The 16283-nt window shown below is 73.4% G+C and carries 16 protein-coding genes and 1 riboswitch; of the genes, 12 read left to right on the forward strand and 4 right to left on the reverse strand.

Annotated features, from left to right (window positions below; genetic code table 11):
* Window positions 1–63 precede the first annotated feature (63 nt).
* A riboswitch (TPP riboswitch) is annotated at window positions 64–236 on the reverse strand.
* 59 nt (window positions 237–295) lie between these two features.
* Window positions 296–964: an N-acetylmuramoyl-L-alanine amidase gene (locus ACIPM1_RS28435; protein WP_402439370.1), complete on the reverse strand. Its 669-nt coding sequence runs from the start codon at window positions 962–964 to the stop codon at window positions 296–298.
* A gap of 60 nt (window positions 965–1024) precedes the next feature.
* On the opposite strand from ACIPM1_RS28435, the gene mnmA reads away from it, so the two are divergent.
* Window positions 1025–2167 (forward strand): tRNA 2-thiouridine(34) synthase MnmA, encoded by a 1143-nt coding sequence (gene mnmA, locus ACIPM1_RS28440; RefSeq protein WP_402439372.1) that lies wholly within the window; start codon window positions 1025–1027, stop codon window positions 2165–2167.
* A 46-nt stretch (window positions 2168–2213) separates the two neighbouring features.
* Here the strand turns inward: mnmA and ACIPM1_RS28445 are convergent, their stop codons facing one another.
* Window positions 2214–3095: a hypothetical protein gene (locus ACIPM1_RS28445; RefSeq protein WP_402439454.1), complete on the reverse strand. Its 882-nt coding sequence runs from the start codon at window positions 3093–3095 to the stop codon at window positions 2214–2216.
* Window positions 3096–3541: 446 nt separating this feature from the next.
* On the opposite strand from ACIPM1_RS28445, the gene ACIPM1_RS28450 reads away from it, so the two are divergent.
* Both ACIPM1_RS28450 and ACIPM1_RS28455 read left to right on the forward strand, forming a co-directional pair.
* Window positions 3542–4093: a papain-like cysteine protease family protein gene (locus ACIPM1_RS28450; RefSeq protein ID WP_402439374.1), complete on the forward strand. Its 552-nt coding sequence runs from the start codon at window positions 3542–3544 to the stop codon at window positions 4091–4093.
* 10 nt (window positions 4094–4103) lie between these two features.
* Complete coding sequence (locus ACIPM1_RS28455) at window positions 4104–4928, forward strand: hypothetical protein (protein WP_402439376.1); 825 nt, start codon at window positions 4104–4106, stop codon at window positions 4926–4928.
* Between the two features lie 187 nt (window positions 4929–5115).
* Here the strand turns inward: ACIPM1_RS28455 and ACIPM1_RS28460 are convergent, their stop codons facing one another.
* Together ACIPM1_RS28460 and ACIPM1_RS28465 are read right to left on the reverse strand one after the other, a co-directional pair.
* Window positions 5116–5907, reverse strand: coding sequence for an alpha/beta fold hydrolase (locus tag ACIPM1_RS28460; RefSeq protein WP_402439456.1), 792 nt, complete (start codon window positions 5905–5907; stop codon window positions 5116–5118).
* Window positions 5908–5995: 88 nt separating this feature from the next.
* Window positions 5996–6319, reverse strand: coding sequence for a DUF427 domain-containing protein (locus ACIPM1_RS28465; RefSeq protein WP_402439378.1), 324 nt, complete (start codon window positions 6317–6319; stop codon window positions 5996–5998).
* A gap of 74 nt (window positions 6320–6393) precedes the next feature.
* Here ACIPM1_RS28465 and ACIPM1_RS28470 point away from each other — a divergent pair, with 74 nt between their 5' ends.
* From ACIPM1_RS28470 to ACIPM1_RS28510, 9 genes are all read left to right on the forward strand, one after another.
* Window positions 6394–6951: a TIGR00730 family Rossman fold protein gene (locus ACIPM1_RS28470; protein ID WP_402439380.1), complete on the forward strand. Its 558-nt coding sequence runs from the start codon at window positions 6394–6396 to the stop codon at window positions 6949–6951.
* Window positions 6952–6966: 15 nt separating this feature from the next.
* Window positions 6967–7665: an SDR family oxidoreductase gene (locus ACIPM1_RS28475; RefSeq protein ID WP_356187859.1), complete on the forward strand. Its 699-nt coding sequence runs from the start codon at window positions 6967–6969 to the stop codon at window positions 7663–7665.
* Window positions 7666–7714: 49 nt separating this feature from the next.
* A complete protein-coding gene (locus ACIPM1_RS28480) occupies window positions 7715–8722 on the forward strand; it encodes a methionine synthase (protein ID WP_402439382.1) in 1008 nt (335 codons plus the stop codon).
* A 15-nt stretch (window positions 8723–8737) separates the two neighbouring features.
* Window positions 8738–10930: an NAD-dependent DNA ligase LigA gene (ligA, locus tag ACIPM1_RS28485; RefSeq protein WP_402439383.1), complete on the forward strand. Its 2193-nt coding sequence runs from the start codon at window positions 8738–8740 to the stop codon at window positions 10928–10930.
* 261 nt (window positions 10931–11191) lie between these two features.
* Complete coding sequence (locus tag ACIPM1_RS28490) at window positions 11192–13429, forward strand: putative bifunctional diguanylate cyclase/phosphodiesterase (RefSeq protein WP_402439385.1); 2238 nt, start codon at window positions 11192–11194, stop codon at window positions 13427–13429.
* A 191-nt stretch (window positions 13430–13620) separates the two neighbouring features.
* The gene (locus ACIPM1_RS28495) at window positions 13621–14115 is read left to right on the forward strand and encodes a cupin domain-containing protein (protein ID WP_402439387.1); all 495 of its coding nucleotides are present in this window, start codon (window positions 13621–13623) and stop codon (window positions 14113–14115) included.
* A gap of 126 nt (window positions 14116–14241) precedes the next feature.
* Window positions 14242–14538 carry an Asp-tRNA(Asn)/Glu-tRNA(Gln) amidotransferase subunit GatC gene (gatC, locus tag ACIPM1_RS28500; RefSeq protein WP_402439389.1) on the forward strand — a complete coding sequence of 99 codons (297 nt, stop codon included), beginning with the start codon at window positions 14242–14244 and terminating at the stop codon, window positions 14536–14538.
* A gap of 6 nt (window positions 14539–14544) precedes the next feature.
* Window positions 14545–16044 (forward strand): Asp-tRNA(Asn)/Glu-tRNA(Gln) amidotransferase subunit GatA, encoded by a 1500-nt coding sequence (gene gatA, locus ACIPM1_RS28505; RefSeq protein ID WP_356187871.1) that lies wholly within the window; start codon window positions 14545–14547, stop codon window positions 16042–16044.
* Window positions 16041–16283: a hypothetical protein gene (locus tag ACIPM1_RS28510; protein WP_356187873.1), complete on the forward strand. Its 243-nt coding sequence runs from the start codon at window positions 16041–16043 to the stop codon at window positions 16281–16283. The genes gatA and ACIPM1_RS28510 overlap by 4 nt, the downstream gene beginning before the upstream one ends.

A 16283-nucleotide genomic window follows, 5' to 3' on the forward strand; every position in this document is an offset into this window, starting at 1 on the left:
GCGACCTCTGGCGCGGAGTGTGGGGGCCCGGCACGGAACAGCGGGACCCCGGGCACAAATAAGCGACCTACGAGGCGGGTTCCCTTCGCCGGTATTGTCCGGATCAGGTAATGGGGGTCGCCTTCCGATCTCTCGATCTTCCGGCCTCTCAGCCCGACCGTCGATGTCGGCACCGGCGGAGACCGAAGCCTCGCGCCGAAGTCGGCTACTCCGCTCGAACTCCCTCACTCGTCCCGTAGGTCTATCTTCAGGATAGAACTCTCCATACCGGGCGCAACGGGTGCAGGCACAATATTCATGATTTTCTTCCCTGGTCGCCCACCAGGCGCAGATACCGGCCCCAGTCCCAGTGCGGACCCGGATCCGTGTGATCGGTGCCCGGCACCTCCACGTGCCCGACGATGTGCTCCCGGTCGACGGGTATGCCGTACCGCGCGCAGATCCGGGCCGTCAGCCGCGCCGAGGCGGCGTACATCGCGTCCGTGAAGGACCCGGCGTCCTCGACGAAACCCTCGTGCTCGATGCCCACGCTCCGCTCGTTGTACCCCCGGTCGCCCGCGTGGAAGGCCACGTCCAGCTCGCGGACCAGCTGCGTGACGCGCCCGTCCCGGCGGACGATGTAGTGGGCCGCGGCCGCGTGCTCCGGATCCTGGAAGACCTTCACCGCGCTCGCGTAGCCGCCCTGGGTCACATGCACGACGACCCGGTCGACCGGGTAGTCCGCCGGACGGTCGGCCCGCCGGTAGTTCGCGGGGGAGGCGGCCACCCACCGCGCGCCCCGGAAGTCGACCGCGCCCGCGACCCGCGGCTTCTCCACGCCCGGCAGCCGCCACCACAGCCGGGACAGCTCCTCGCGCCCCAGCGCGATCCCGCCCACGGCCGCCGCCGCGCCGCCGACGAGCAGGGCCCGGCGTCCCAGCCGCCGCTCCGAGCCCTCGCCGTCCGCGTCCCTCGTCGCCCCCATGTGCTCGTCAACGGATGTCCGGCGCCCCCGGTTCCCGTGGCCCCGTACCCTGGAAGGGTTATGACTGAGACCCCGCAGCGCCCCCTCCGCGTCCTCGCCGCCATGTCGGGCGGCGTCGACTCCGCCGTCGCCGCCGCGCGCGCCGCGGAAGCCGGCCACGACGTGACCGGCGTCCACCTCGCGCTCTCCGCGAACCCGCAGTCCTTCCGCACGGGCGCGCGGGGCTGCTGCACCATCGAGGACTCGCGCGACGCCCGCCGGGCCGCGGACGTCATCGGCATCCCCTTCTACGTCTGGGACCTCGCCGACCGCTTCCGCGAGGACGTCGTCGAGGACTTCGTCGCCGAGTACGAGGCCGGCCGCACCCCCAACCCGTGCCTGCGCTGCAACGAGAAGATCAAGTTCGCCGCGCTGCTGGACAAGGCGCTGGCGCTCGGCTTCGACGCGGTCTGCACCGGCCACTACGCGAAGGTGATCCTCCACGAGGACGGCACCCGCGAACTGCACCGCGCCTCCGACATGGCCAAGGACCAGTCCTACGTCCTCGGCGTGCTCGACGACCGGCAGCTCGCCCACGCGATGTTCCCGCTCGGGGACACCCTCACCACCAAGGACGAGGTCCGCGCGGAGGCCGAACGCCGCGGCCTCGCGGTGGCCAAGAAGCCCGACTCGCACGACATCTGCTTCATCGCCGACGGCGACACCCAGGGCTTCCTGGCCCAGCGGCTGGGCCGGAGCGAGGGCGACATCGTCGACGAGTCCGGCGCCAAGGTGGGCACCCACGAGGGCGCGTACGGTTTCACCATCGGCCAGCGCAAGGGCCTGCGGATCGGCACCCCGGCCCCCGACGGCAAGCCGCGCTACGTCCTGGACATCTCCCCGGTGACCAACACGGTCACGGTCGGCCCGGCCTCCGCCCTGGACGTCACCGGCCTCACCGCGATCCGGCCCCGCTGGTGCGGCGCCGCCCCGGCCGGGCCCGGCACCTACACCGCCCAGCTGCGCGCGCACGGCGGCGAGAGCGAGGTCCGCGCCGAACTCGTCGACGGCGAGCTGCGGGTGCGTTTCACCGAGCCGGTGCGCGGCGTCGCCCCCGGCCAGGCGATCGTCCTGTACGACGGCACCCGCGTGGTCGGCTCGGCGACGATCGCCTCGACGCTCCGTGCGCAGGACCCGGCCGAGGACACGGCCACGGCGGTGTGACCCCCGGGACGGGGGCTCGCGTCACAGCCCTCCGGCGGCGACTCCTCTAGTCCCAGTCCCACATCACCCCCACATGCCCGGGCCGGGTCTCCGGCTCCAGGACGTGGACCGTGCCGTACGCGTTCAGCGTCAGGTCGGCGACGAACTCCCGCGGTGCCTGCAACGAGGGCCGCCCGAACCGCCGGCACCGCACCGGCAGCGCCGCCCGGTCGAAGGCGACCTGCAGCACATAACTTCCGCCCCCGTGCGTGAAGCCGCGGAAGTACTCGCGGCTCGGCTCGCCCGTGCCGTCCTCGAAGCGGTACCGCAGCACCGCCGTCGCCCCCGCCGTCAGCCGCGCGTCGAACAGCAGCTCCGCGACCACCACCGCGGCCTCCTGCGCCCGCCGCACCCGCCCGACCCGGCAGTTCTCCAGGCCCACCACCCGCACCCGTTCGGTGTCCGCGTCGGCTTCGCCGCAGTGGATCGCCACGTAGCGGTCCACACCGTCCCGGTGCGCCCGCACCACGTGCTGGGACTCGCGGACGGCGAGCCGCCGGTGCCCGTCGATCTCCACCCGCTCGTGGTGCAGCACGGTGTGCAGCCCGCCGTCCCGCGGCACGTCCAGCTCGGTGAGCAGCCGCTCCGGCGCCGAGTCCGGGCCGGCCAGCGTCCGCAGCGTCCGGGCCGTCGGCTGGTCGGCCGCCGCACGCGGTCCGAGCAACCGCGTCAGGGCGTGTTCCGGCAGCTCCAGCAGTTCCTCCAGCGCCGTCACCGCGCGCAGCGACGCGGGCCGGTCCGGCCGGCGGATGCCGCGCTGCCAGTAACTCAGGCTCGTCACGCCCACATTGATGCCGCGCTGTGCCAGCCGGTGCCGCACCCGGTGCAGCGCCGGCCCGCGCGCGGTGAGAGCGGTCTGCAGGGCCACGTGGAACGGTCCGGTGCGCAGTGCCTCGGCGAGCCGTGCCTCGGCCTCGGCCCGGGGGCCGGCCGGGGCCGGACGGGCGTCCCGGGCCCGGGCGACGGGGAGCGCCGCACCGGGCGGCCGGGTGCGGCGGGTGCCGAGTCCGTCGCCCTGCTCTCCCGGCGCTTCCGGTGTTTCGGGTGCTTCCGGTACTTCCGCTGCTTCCGGTGCTTCCGGCACAGGAGTTCCCCTTCGCACCGCCGCGCCCCGGCGCGACGTGAATGTTCACTTCCCGGGCCGCGGCGGACCCGGCGGGGGGCGAGGTTACCAGCGGTACCGGTGGAGGTGTTCACGTATGGACGCCACTTGTTCACATCGGTGCCGGCCCCCGGATCGCGGACGTTGACCACGCACCGTCGCTGCTCGATGCTCGTCCGCAAGCGTCCGGACGCGCTCCTTCCGACCCACCCTTCACCAGGGAGGACCGCCCCATGTCTTCCACCGTTCCCCACCCGCCCCGGTCCCGCGGCAGACGTCGTGCCGTCCTCGCGAGCTGCCTGCTCGCCACCGCCCTGTCGCTCACCACCGCGACCACCGCGACGGCCGCGACCACCGCCACCGGCGCCAGGCAACTGAACATCAGCATGCAGGCCCAGCAGGAGAGCAACTGGTGCTGGGCGGCCAGCGGCGCCACCATCGCCTCCTGGTTCGGCCACGACTACAGCCAGAACTCCTTCTGCGACGCGGCCTTCGGCTACAGCCTGAACACCTCCTGCCCCAACAGCCAGGCCACCCTCGCCGACGACCGGACGGCGTACGACCGGATGGGTCTCAACCCGGGCAGCTACATCCAGGGCCGGCTGAGCTACGGCGGGGTACAGAGCGAGATCGACGCCGACCGCCCGGTGCAGACCCGCATCCAGTGGAGCTCGGGCGGCGGCCACATGGAGGTGCTGTACGGCTACGACGCCTCCAGCGGCTGGGTGTACTGGGGCGACCCGTGGCCCGACGACTACCGCTACAACTGGGCGACTTACGGCTAGCGTGAGCGCGGTGAAGCAGATCCGCACCCTGATCCGCCCGGCCGCCGCCGGAACCCTGGCCGCCGCCGTGCTCCTCCTGTCCGGCGCGAGCACGAGCGCGGCCGCCCCCGCCGCCCCCGCCGTCCCCCCTGCCTACAGCGCCGGCCAGCTCGCCGCCGCCCGCGCCGTGGCCGGCAGCGACACCATGCTCGCCGTGCTCGGCCGCTTCTTCGCCCACGCGCCGGGCCTCGCCGCCGGCGCCGCCGAGGCCGCCCCGCCGCGTCTCACCGGCGCCGGCACCACCGTCTACACGCTGAACGCCGACTTCGTCGCGGGGCGCGCGGGCGCACCGGTCGCCAAGCCGGCGTTCGTCGCCACCGAGGCGGTCTCGGCGGACGGCCGGCGGGCCTCCGTCTGGACCGTCCGCACCGCGCACGGCTGGCAGGTGGTGAACATCGCCAGCGGCGCCGACGAGACCGCGTACCCGGCCGAGGCGCACGGCCGCGGCACGGTGTTCCGCGAACCGCAGATCAACGCCTGGTACCTGCTGCGCGGCGAGCGACTGCTGCCGCTCAACCCGGAGGCGCGAGCGGCGATCGGCGCCGACGGCGCCACTGTGGACGGTTACCGGCGCCACGTCCGCTCGGCGTACGGTTCCCGGCTGGCCGGGTCGGCGTACGACCGCGAGGGCTACGCGGGGGGCTTCGGCCGGGAGTCCGCGGCCGCGGCGACCGCGGCGGCGGACCGGGAGTCCGGCCCGGACACCGGCGTCCTGGCCGGCGTCGCCGGTGCCGCGCTCGCCCTGGGCGGCGCGCTCGGCGGGCGAAGGCTGCTGCGAGGCCCGGGATCGCGGTGACCTGACCCACCGCGACCCCAGAGAGCGCGTACGGCGACGGTGCCCCACACGCCGTCGGCGCGCGCCGGGGGAGGGGGCCGGCCGGGCACACCGGCCCGGCCCCTCCCCGAACCGCCGCCGGACCCTTCTCGGTCGGGTACGGCACGCGCGCGCCCGGACCGAGCGGCGCGCGGGCCTCGCCGTGCGCCTACGAAGCCGCCCCCGCCGCGAAGAACTCCGCCAGCACCGGCGCCAGCACCTCCGCCTCCACGGCATGGCTCTGGCCCTCCAGCGTGCGGTACGTGCCCCGGGGCGCGAGCTGGGCGACCTGCTGGGCCGCCACGCGCATCCACCCCGCGCTCGCCCCGCCCGCGACGGCCAGCACCGGCACCCTGATCGACGCCAGCAGGTCCCGCGGCACCAGGCCGTCGCCCATCACCGCGTCGTCGTAGGCCAGGGTCGGCGCGATCGACTCCATGCCGGCCCACATGGGAGCCTGGCGGGCGTTGGCGATCACCTCCGGGGCCAGCCCGGTCAGCCGCAGGAACAGCTCGACCGCGTCCCCGCGCCGGTCCTCCGCCAGTGCCGCGGTCAGGTCCCGGGTGTACGCCGCGCGCTCCTCCGCGCCACCCTCGTACACCGCGAACGGCGGCTCGTACACGGCCACCTGACGCACCGGCAGCCCGCTCGCCGCCGCGCGCAGGGCCAGCGCCCCGCCCGAGGAGATGCCGTACAGCGCCGCCTCGCCGCCCACCGCCTCGATCAGCGCCGCGAGGTCCTCGACCTCGCGCTCCACCGCGTACGGCGCCGTGTCGCCGCTCCCGCCGCGGCCCCGGCGGTCGTAGACGACGGCGGCGAAGCGGTCGGAGAGGGCCGCCGCCAGCGGCGCCAGCGTGGCGCCCGTCGACATCGCGCCGCTGACGAGGACGACCACCGGGCCCTGGCCGGTGCGGTGGTGGGCGAGGAGGGTGCCGTCACGCGAGATGGTCTTGTTGTCCATGTCTGTGAAGACTGCCACGCCGCACCGGACTCATCGGGGAGGCGCCGGGCGCAGGTCGGTCAAGGGCGTCGCCCGGGTCGCCGCCGGGTCACGCCACCTCCACGTCGTAGAAGCAGAGGTGGTCCTTGATCTCGGCGACGTCCGGCTTCGGGTCGGGGTACGCCCACACCAGGTCCGCCGCGTCCGGCAGCGACCAGTAGGACGCCGTGCCCTTGAAGGGGCAGTAGGTGTGCGAGTCGGACGGGGTCAGCAGGTCCAGGCGCACGTCCTGCGGCGGCAGGTAGTAGCGCGGGGGACAGCCGGTCTCGCGCAGCACCAGGGCCCGGTCGCTCTCCGCGAGGACCAGGCCGTCGTGCACCACGCGCACATGCCCGCCGCTCGGCTCGATGGTGATCGTGTGTCCATGGGTCATACCGGGACAGCGCCGGCGGGCGCGGACTTCTTCCCGCGCGGGCGCACGTCCTACGCCCGCGTACCGTGGGCCCCATGAACATCTGCGTCTTCCTCTCCGCCGCCGACCTCGACGACCGCTACACGCGCCCCGCGCGGGACTTCGCCCGGCTGATCGGAAAGGGCGGCCACACCCTGGTCTGGGGCGGTTCCGACAGCGGGCTGATGAAGGTGGTCGCGGACGGCGTGCACGAGGCGGGCGGCCGGTTGGTCGGTGTCTCGGTCGACTTCCTGTCGGCCAAGGCCCGGCCCGGGGTGGACGACATGGTGATCGCGCGGGACCTCGCCGAGCGCAAGAGGCTGCTCCTGGCGAGGGCCGACGCCGTGGTGATCATGGTGGGCGGCACCGGCACCCTCGACGAGGCCACCGAGATCCTGGAGCTGAAGAAGCACGGCCGGACCGAGAAGCCGGTGGTGCTGCTGAACACCGCCGGCTTCTACGACGGGCTCCAGGAGCAGTTCCGCCGCATGGAGGAGGAGGGGTTCCTGCCGCGGCCGCTCGCCGAGCTCGTGCACTTCGCGCAGGAGCCCGCGAGCGCGATGGCCTACCTGGAGGCGTCGGCGGCCGGCGCCCCGGGGGCCGACGGCCGCTGAGCCGCTGATGCGACCATGGCGGGCATGGCAACTCATGTGATCACCGGAGCCGGTTCCGGCATCGGCGCGGCCGTGGCCCGCCGCCTGCACGCGCGCGGGGACGAACTCGTGCTGCACGCGCGCGACGCGGGACGGGCGAAGGAACTGGCGGCCGAGTTCCCCGGCGCCCGCACGCTGGTCGGCGACCTCGCGGACCCGGACCGGCTCAGCTGGGCCTTCTCCCACCAGAGCCTCCCGGACCGGGTGGACACCCTGCTGCACATCGCGGGCGTGGTCGACCTCGGCCCGGTGGGCGAGCTGACCCCGAAGACCTGGCACCACCAGCTCGACGTCAACCTCGTCGCCCCGGCGGAGCTGACCCGTCACCTCCTGCCCCAGCTGCGCGCCTCCCGCGGCCACGTGGTGTTCGTCAACTCGGGCGCCGGCCTGAGCGCGCACGCGAACTGGGCCGCGTACGCCGCCTCCAAGCACGGCCTGAAGGCCCTGGCCGACTCCCTGCGCCAGGAGGAGCACGGCAACGGCGTCCGCGTCACCTCGGTCTACCCCGGCCGCACGGCCAGCCCCATGCAGGCCAAGGTCCACCAGCAGGAGGGCAAGGAGTACGACGCCGGGCAGTGGATCGACCCCGAGTCGGTCGCGACGACGATCCTGATGGCCGTGGACCTGCCGCGGGACGCCGAGGTGAACGACCTGACGGTGCGGCCGGGCCGCTGACCACCCCGGCCGGTGCCGCCGGCCGCGGCGGATTCCGTAGGCTTCCCGGGTGAGCGAAAACAGCCAGTTCAGGTTCGGTGCCGCCACCGGGGTGGGGTCCCTGCCCGGTGGGGACGCCCGGGAAGCCGCCAAGACCGTGACCGGGACCTTCGAGGACTTCCCGTTCCTGCCCGAGCTGCCCGGGCGCGGACCCGGCGCCGACATGGTCGGACGCACCGCGGGGATGCTCGTCGAGCTGTACGCGCGCGTGGAGCCCAGCGGCTGGCGGATCGGGGACCGGCCGGGCCGCGACACCCAGCGGGCCCGGTCCTGGCTGCGGGAGGACCTCGACGCGCTGGAGGAGTTCACCCAGGGCCACGAGGGACCGCTGAAGGTGCAGGCCGTCGGCCCCTGGACGCTGGCCGCCGCCCTCGAACTCAGGAACGGCGAGGCCGCGCTCTCCGACCCCGGCGCCTGCCGGGACCTCGCCGCCTCGCTCGCCGAGGGACTGCGCCTGCACCTCGCGGACGTCCGGCGGCGCGTGCCCGGCGCCGAGATCGTCCTCCAGCTCGACGAGCCCTCCCTCACCGCCGTCCTGCGCGGCCGGGTCAGGACCGCCAGCGGCTACCGCACCCACCGCGCCGTCGACCGGCAGGTCGTCGAGGCCACGCTCCGCGACGTCCTGGGGGTGCACACGCAGGGGCCGGTCGTGGTCCACTCGTGCGCACCGGACGTCCCGTTCGCCCTGCTGCGCCGGGCGGGCGCGGCGGGGATCTCCTTCGACTTCTCGCTCCTCACCGAGCGTGACGACGAGGCGATCGGGGAGGCCGTGGAAGGGGGCACCCGGCTCCTCGCCGGTGTCGTCCCGGGCACGGACGGCCCGTTGTCAGACCCTGCCGGTAGCGTCATGGGTGTCAGGACGCTGTGGCGCAGGCTGGGGCTGCGACCGGGGCTTCTCCCGGAGACGGTCACGGTCACCCCGGCGTGCGGCCTCGCGGGCGCTTCCCCCGCGTACGCGCGCCGGGCGCTCGCCCACTGCGTCCGGGCGGCGAGATCCCTCGCGGACAACCCAGAGTAACGGGAGGACCACACGGTGGCCGGCGACAAGCAAGCGGAGACGACGGTGCCCGCCGAGGCACGGGAGAAGCACGCGCAGCTCGCGGAGCAGGTCGAGGAGCACCGCTTCCGGTACTACGTGAAGGACGCTCCCGTCATCAGCGACGCCGAGTTCGACCAGCTCCTGCGCTCCCTGGAGGCGCTGGAGGAGGAGTACCCGGAGCTGCGCACGCCCGACTCGCCGACCCAGAAGGTCGCGGTGGCGTACGCGACGGACCTCGCCGAGGTGGAGCACCGGCAGCGGATGCTCTCCCTGGACAACGTCTTCGACGACGCCGGGCTCGCCGCCTGGGCCGAGCGTGTCGCCAAGGACGTCGGCACCACGGACCACCACTTCCTGTGCGAGCTCAAGGTCGACGGCCTCGCGGTCAACCTGACCTACGAGGACGGCCGGCTCACCCGGGCGGCCACCCGCGGCGACGGCCGCGTCGGCGAGGACATCACCCCCAACGTCCTGACGATCGCGGAGATCCCGCACCGGCTGGACGGCGACCGCGTGCCGTCCCTGGTGGAGATCCGCGGCGAGGTCTACTTCCCGATGGAGGCCTTCCAGGACCTCAACGCCCGCCGGGTCGCGGCGGGGGAGAAGCCGTACGCCAACCCCCGCAACTCCGCCTCCGGTTCGCTGCGGCAGAAGGACCCGAAGGTCACGGCGACGCTGCCGCTGCACATGGTCGTCCACGGCATCGGCGCCCTGGAGGGCTACGAGGGCCTCACCCGCCTCTCCGAGGCCTACGAGCTGCTGAAGTCCTGGGGCCTGCCCACCTCCCGGCACAACAAGGTGGTCGACGGGCTCGACGGCGTCCGCGAGTTCATCGCGTACTACGGCGAGAACCGGCACTCGGTGGAGCACGAGATCGACGGCGTGGTCGTCAAGCTCGACGAGATCCCGCTCCAGGGCCGCCTCGGCTCCACCTCCCGCGCCCCGCGCTGGGCGATCGCGTACAAGTACGCGCCGGAGGAGGTCAACACCAAGCTCGTCAACATCCGGGTGGGCGTGGGCCGTACCGGCCGGGTCACGCCGTACGCGCAGGTCGAACCGGTCACGGTGGCCGGCTCGGAGGTCGAGTTCGCCACCCTGCACAACCAGGACGTGGTCAAGGCCAAGGGCGTGCTCATCGGCGACACGGTCGTGCTGCGCAAGGCCGGTGACGTCATCCCGGAGATCCTCGGCCCCGTCGTGGACCTGCGCGACGGCACCGAGCGCGAGTTCGTGATGCCCTCCGAGTGCCCGGAGTGCGGCACCCCGCTGCGGCCGATGAAGGAGGGCGACGTCGACCTGCGCTGCCCGAACGCCCGCACCTGCCCGGCCCAGTTGCGCGAGCGGCTCTTCTACCTGGCGGGCCGCAAGGCGCTGGACATCGAGCACTTCGGCTATGTGGCCGCGGCCGCGCTGACCAGGCCGCTGGAGCCGGAGCGGCCACCGCTGACGGACGAGGGCGACCTGTTCGACCTGACCGTCGAGCGGTTGCTGCCCATCAAGGCGTACGTCCTCGACCAGGACAGCGGTCTGCCCAAGCGCGACCCGAAGACCGGCGAGGAGAAGGTCGTCACGGTCTTCGCCAACCAGCAGGGCGAGCCGAAGAAGAACGCGCTTGCCATGCTGGAGAACATCGCGGCGGCCAAGCGGCGCCCGCTCGCCCGCATCCTCACCGGACTGTCGATCCGTCACGTCGGGCCGGTCGCGGCCGAGGCGCTGGCCCGCGAGTTCCGGTCCATCGAGCGCATCGAACAGGCCACTGAGGAGGAGCTGGCGAACACCGAGGGCGTCGGCCCCATCATCGCCGCCTCGCTCAAGGAGTGGTTCGCCGAGGAGTGGCACCAGGAGATCCTGCGCAAGTGGCGGGACGCGGGCGTGCGTACGGAGGAGGAGAGCACCGGCGAGGAGGAGGGGCCGCGCCCGCTGGAGGGGCTGACCGTCGTGGTCACCGGCACGCTCGAGAAGTTCACGCGCGACGGCGCCAAGGAGGCGCTGCAGAGTCGCGGGGCGAAAGTGACCGGTTCGGTGTCGAAGAAGACCTCTTTCGTTGTGGTGGGTGACAACCCGGGGTCGAAGTACGACAAGGCGATGCAGCTGAAGGTGCCGGTTCTGAACGAGGACGGTTTCGGCGTCCTGTTGGAACAGGGGCCCGACGCGGCGGCCGAAGTCGCCCTCCCGACCGGCGAGTAGGGGGTTGAAGGCCACCCGTTCTGCGCATATCAGATGCATACGGGTGGTTGGGGCGCATTCGGGCAACCGTCGACGACCGCTGCCCGTGGAAGCCTTCTGCGGCCTACTGTTGAGGGGCGCGCCTGCCGTGCCCAGTTGCGGTCAGGGCGTCCCCGTGCTCGCGAGGGAGTACGTGGAAGGGTTTTCCAGAGCGGTGCCGTTGAGGGTCGTCGGGCAGCGGGCCGCGTGGCGTGGGCACCGCCGGCTGTGAGAGGGACGGGAATGGAACCGACCGAGAGCGCCGCCCCGGACTCACGACTGCGCCGGATCACCGGCGCATGGCGGGGGTGGACGGGGCGGTCGCCGGAGCGCGCGGGCGCGGAGGGGCGTGCCGCCGGTCCGTGCGTCGTGACGGAGATCGGCCCCGTCGCGCAACCGGCCGCCGACCGCGCCTCCGCGCTCCCGGACGACGACTCCGAACCGCACCCGTACCGGCCCGCGTTGCCCGCCGCGGCCGTCGCGGCGGCCGCCCTCGTGCTCGGCGCCGGTTTCTACCGGGCCTTCGCCGGCCACCACGCGCTCTTCCCGTCCGGCGGGGTCGGCTGGTCGCTGGCCGTCCTCACCGGCATCATCGTCGGCCACCTCGTGATGCTCGGCCGGGCCCGCTGGTGGGGCGGCACCGGTTCCGGCGCCGCCCTCACCCTCGCCGTCCTGCTGCTCTACGGCTGGGTGTCCGCCGGCATGGTCAGCCTCACCGTCGTCGTCCTGGTCGGCATAGCCAGGCGCCACCGCTGGCGCCAGGGCGCGCTGCACGGCGCGGTGGACATCCTCGGGATCGGCGCCGGCGCCCTGCTGCTGGGCGCCTTCGGCAGCGTGCCGACGGTCGAGCGGCCCTGGGACCCGGGCACCTGGACCGCGTACACCGCGCCCCAGGTGGTGCTGGCCGCCGTCGCCTACCTCGCGGTCTCCCGCATCCTGCTGTGGTACCTGCACGCACCGCAGGCCGGCGGGCTGCCCACCGTCGCCCGCACCGCACTGGTCCGGCAGGGCCTGGTCGCCGTCGCGCTGCTCGGCATCGCCCCGCTGGTCTGCGTGGTCGCCGTCGCCAAGCCCGTACTGCTGCCGCTGTTCTCCATCCCGCTCATCGCCCTCGACTCCACACTGTGGATCGCCCGCGCCCGCGCCGAGGAGCAGTTGCGCGACCCGCTGACCGGACTGCCCAACCGGCAGTGGCTGCTGGAGCGCACCTGGACCGCCCTCGACGACGCCGAACGCGTCGGCGCCCGGGCCGCCCTGATGCTGATCGACATGGACCGCTTCCGATCGGTCAACGACACGCTCGGCCATCTCGCCGGTGACCGGCTGCTGCTCCAGATAGCCGACCGGCTGCGGCTGGCGCTGCCGCGCGGGGCGGAGGCCGCGCGGCTCGGCGGCGACGAGTTCGCCGTCTTACTGCCCGTGGCCGACTCCACGACGTCCGCAACCCGGGTCGCCCGCGGCCTGGTCGGCGCCCTCGGCTCCCCGCTCGACCTCGACGGGCTCACCCTCGTCCTGGAGGCCAGCGCGGGGGTCGCCGTCTTCCCCGACCACGCCCTGGACGCCGAGGGCCTGCTGCGCCGCGCCGACGTGGCGATGTATCAGGCCAAGCGGGACCGCACCGGGGTGGAGGTGTACGAGTCCAAGCGGGACTCCAACACCCCGGACCGGCTCGGGCTGCTCGGCGACCTGCGCCGCGCCCTCGACGCCCACGAGGTCGAGCTGCACTACCAGCCCAAGGTCCGCTTCGACGGACAGGTCGCCGGGCTGGAGGCGCTGGTGCGCTGGGTCCACCCCGAGCGCGGCAAGGTGCCGCCGGACGAGTTCATCGCGATCGCCGAGTCCTCGGGGCTGATGCCCCATCTGACGGAGTACGTGCTGGAGACCGCCCTCGGCCAGGTCGCCGCGTGGCGCGCCCAGGGGCTCTTCGTACCGGTGGCGGTCAACGTCTCCCCGCGCGACGTGCACACCCCCGGCTTCGCGGGCTCGGTCGCGGCGCGGCTGGCCCGGCACGGCGTTCCGGCGGGAGCGCTCCAACTGGAGATCACCGAGCATGTGCTGCTGGAGGACCCGCAGCGCGCCGCGGACACGCTGGCCGGGCTGACCGGGCACGGCGTGAAGATGTCGCTGGACGACTTCGGCACCGGCTACTCCTCGCTGGTGCACCTGCGCCGGCTGCCGGTGAGCGAGCTGAAGATCGACCGTTCCTTCGTGGCCCGGCTGGCGGTGGACACGGAGGACGCCGAGATCGTGCGCTGCACCATCGACCTCGCGCACTCCCTCGGGCTGCTCGTCGTGGCCGAGGGCGTCGAGGACGACGAGACCTGGGAGCGGCTGCGCGACCTCGGGTGCGACGCCGTCCAGGGGTGGCTGGTCGCCGCCGCGATGCCGCCCGAGGAGACCACCGCGTGGCTGCGGGCCCGGGGATCCCTGGGATGGCAGCGGCCCGCGGCGGCGCTGCCCGCGGCGGCGTCCGACGAGTGAACCGGCCACCCGCCCGCCGGTCCTGAGGGGGCCCGTGACGGTCCCGCGCCACGGCGGGACGAGAGCGGGCGCCTCCGGGATCCATTTCGCCACGGCGGTCGTTGGGCTGATCAGTGCCGGACCGCTCTTCGCGGCCTGACCGGGTTCTCCCGGCCCGGCCGGCGTCCCAACCGTCACCAGGGGGTTGCTCCATGTCGCTGTTCGTACCGAAGTTCGACGAGTCCGTGATCGTCCGCGACGCCGGGGCCGAGGTCGTCGGCAGGGCGCCCACCACGGTGAAGCTGCTGGCCGACAGCAGCGCGACCGGGGGTGCCCTGTCCACCGTCCGGGTCACCCTCACCGACGGCGCCGACGGCGCCCGCCCGCACCTGCACAACAACTCGGCCGAGATGTTCTTCGTCCTCCACGGCGCCGCCGAGCTCCTCTCCGGCGACGACGTCGTCACCGCCGGGCGCGGCGACCTCGTGGTCGTCCCGCCGGGCCGGCCGCACGCCTTCGCCGCCGTGCCCGGCTCCGACGCCGACCTCCTCGTCGTCATCACACCGGGCGTCGAGCGGTTCGCGTACTTCCGCCACCTCCAGCGCATCCACCTCGGCGAGGTCACCCCGGAGAGCCTGCTGGAGGTGCAGGAGCTCTACGACAACCACTTCCTGCACAGCGAGGCCTGGGACGGGCGCCGCCGCTGAGCACGGGGACGGGACGGCGCGGCCAGGGGGGCACGAGGCCCCGGCCGCGAAACCGTTTAACGACCATGGCGCCCCGCCCCATAGGATTGGCCCCAACCACACACACTCACCCCAGAGGATCGCTGCATGCCTGGCATCACGCGCGAGGAGGTCGCCCACCTCGCCCGGCTGGCGCGTCTGGAGCTGAAGCCCGAAGAGCTCGACCACTTCGCCGGCCAGCTGGACGACATCATCGGCGCGGTGGCCCGCGTCAGCGAGGTCGCCGACCGAGACGTACCGCCGACCTCCCACCCGCTGCCGCTGACGAACGTCATGCGCAGCGACGAGGTCCGTCCGTCGCTCACCCCCGAGCAGGCGCTCTCCAGCGCCCCGGCCCAGGAGCAGCAGCGTTTCAAGGTGCCGCAGATCCTGGGGGAGGAGTAACCAGCCATGACGGACAGCACCATCATCAAGCTCACGGCCGCCGAGACCGCCGAGAAGATCGCCTCCGGCGAGCTCACGGCCGTCGAGGTCGCCGAGGCCCACCTCGCCCGGATCGAGGCCGTGGACGAGAAGGTCCACGCCTTCCTGCACGTCGACCGCGAGGGCGCCCTCGCGCAGGCCCGCGCCGTCGACGAGAAGCGGGCGCGCGGCGAGAAGCTCGGCCCGCTGGCCGGCGTCCCGCTCGCGCTGAAGGACATCTTCACCACCGAGGGCGTGCCGACCACCGTCGGCTCCAAGATCCTCGAGGGCTGGATCCCGCCGTTCGACGCGACGCTCACCCAGCGGCTGAAGGCCGCCGACGTCGTGATCCTCGGCAAGACGAACATGGACGAGTTCGCCATGGGTTCGTCGACGGAGAACAGCGCCTTCGGCCCGACCGGCAACCCGTGGGACCTCACCCGCATCCCCGGCGGCTCCGGCGGCGGGTCGAGCGCCGCCCTCGCCTCCTTCCAGGCCCCGCTCGCCATCGGCACCGACACCGGCGGCTCCATCCGCCAGCCGGCCGCCGTCACCGGCACGGTCGGCGTGAAGCCGACCTACGGCGCGGTCTCCCGCTACGGCATGGTCGCCTTCTCCTCCTCCCTCGACCAGGGCGGCCCCTGCGCCCGTACGGTCCTGGACGCGGCGCTGCTGCACGAGGTGATCGCCGGGCACGACCCGCTGGACTCCACCTCGATCGACGCCCCGGTCCCGCCGGTCGTCGAGGCCGCCCGCAACGGCAGCGTCGCGGGGATGCGCGTCGGCGTCGTCAAGCAGTTCCGCGGCGAGGGCTACCAGGCCGGCGTCATCCAGCGGTTCGACGAGTCCGTCGCGCTGCTCGAGGAGCTGGGCGCCGAGATCGTCGAGCTGGACTGCCCGTCCTTCGACCTGGCCCTCTCGGCGTACTACCTGATCGCCCCGTCCGAGTGCTCCTCCAACCTCGCCCGCTTCGACGGCCTGCGCTACGGCCTGCGGGTCGGCGACGACGGCTCGCGCTCGGCCGAGGACGTCACCTCGCTCACCCGCGAGGAGGGCTTCGGCCCGGAGGTCAAGCGCCGCATCATGCTCGGCACCTACGCGCTGAGCTCCGGCTACTACGACGCCTACTACGGCAGCGCCCAGAAGGTCCGCACGCTGATCAAGCAGGACTTCGACGCGGCGTTCGAGCAGGTCGACGTCATCGTCTCCCCGACGACCCCGACCACCGCCTTCGCGATCGGCGAGCGCGCCGACGACCCGATGGCGATGTACCTCGCCGACCTGTGCACCATCCCGACCAACCTGGCGGGCAACGCGGCCATGTCGCTGCCCTGCGGTCTCGCGCCGGAGGACAACCTCCCGGTCGGGCTCCAGATCATCGCCCCCGTGATGAAGGACGACCGGCTCTACAAGGTCGGCGCGGCCGTCGAGGCCGCCTTCGTGGAAAAGTGGGGCCACCCGCTGCTCGAGGAGGCTCCGTCGCTGTGACCAAGGCACTGTCCAAGGCCAAGGGCTTCAAGAAGTCCAAGTCCGGTACGTACCTGTCGATGGCCACCACCGCGTTCGGCGCGGTGAGCGTCGTCAAGCAGGCCAGGAAGGCCCGGAAGGAGAGCGACACGCTGCGTCTGCTCGACGCGGCCGTGTCCGCCGCCGCCATCGTGACCGGCCTCGCCATCCTCTACCGCGAGCTGAAGCGGCTGGGCGACGACGACGTCCTGCTGGGCTGA

The sequence above is a fragment of the Streptomyces sp. NPDC086766 genome, from assembly GCF_044746005.1.
GTDB lineage: Bacteria > Actinomycetota > Actinomycetes > Streptomycetales > Streptomycetaceae > Streptomyces.

Coding starts and splice junctions, on each gene's coding strand:
- ACIPM1_RS28450 (WP_402439374.1), top strand. CDS start 3,542: ATGTCTTCCACCGTTCCCCACCCGCCCCGGTCCCGCGGCAGACGTCGT.
- ACIPM1_RS28465 (WP_402439378.1), bottom strand. CDS start 6,319: ATGACCCATGGACACACGATCACCATCGAGCCGAGCGGCGGGCATGTG.
- gatA (WP_356187871.1), top strand. CDS start 14,545: ATGACGGACAGCACCATCATCAAGCTCACGGCCGCCGAGACCGCCGAG.
- mnmA (WP_402439372.1), top strand. CDS start 1,025: ATGACTGAGACCCCGCAGCGCCCCCTCCGCGTCCTCGCCGCCATGTCG.
- ACIPM1_RS28435 (WP_402439370.1), bottom strand. CDS start 964: ATGGGGGCGACGAGGGACGCGGACGGCGAGGGCTCGGAGCGGCGGCTG.
- ACIPM1_RS28460 (WP_402439456.1), bottom strand. CDS start 5,907: ATGGACAACAAGACCATCTCGCGTGACGGCACCCTCCTCGCCCACCAC.
- ACIPM1_RS28495 (WP_402439387.1), top strand. CDS start 13,621: ATGTCGCTGTTCGTACCGAAGTTCGACGAGTCCGTGATCGTCCGCGAC.
- ACIPM1_RS28490 (WP_402439385.1), top strand. CDS start 11,192: ATGGAACCGACCGAGAGCGCCGCCCCGGACTCACGACTGCGCCGGATC.
- ACIPM1_RS28470 (WP_402439380.1), top strand. CDS start 6,394: ATGAACATCTGCGTCTTCCTCTCCGCCGCCGACCTCGACGACCGCTAC.
- gatC (WP_402439389.1), top strand. CDS start 14,242: ATGCCTGGCATCACGCGCGAGGAGGTCGCCCACCTCGCCCGGCTGGCG.
- ACIPM1_RS28475 (WP_356187859.1), top strand. CDS start 6,967: ATGGCGGGCATGGCAACTCATGTGATCACCGGAGCCGGTTCCGGCATC.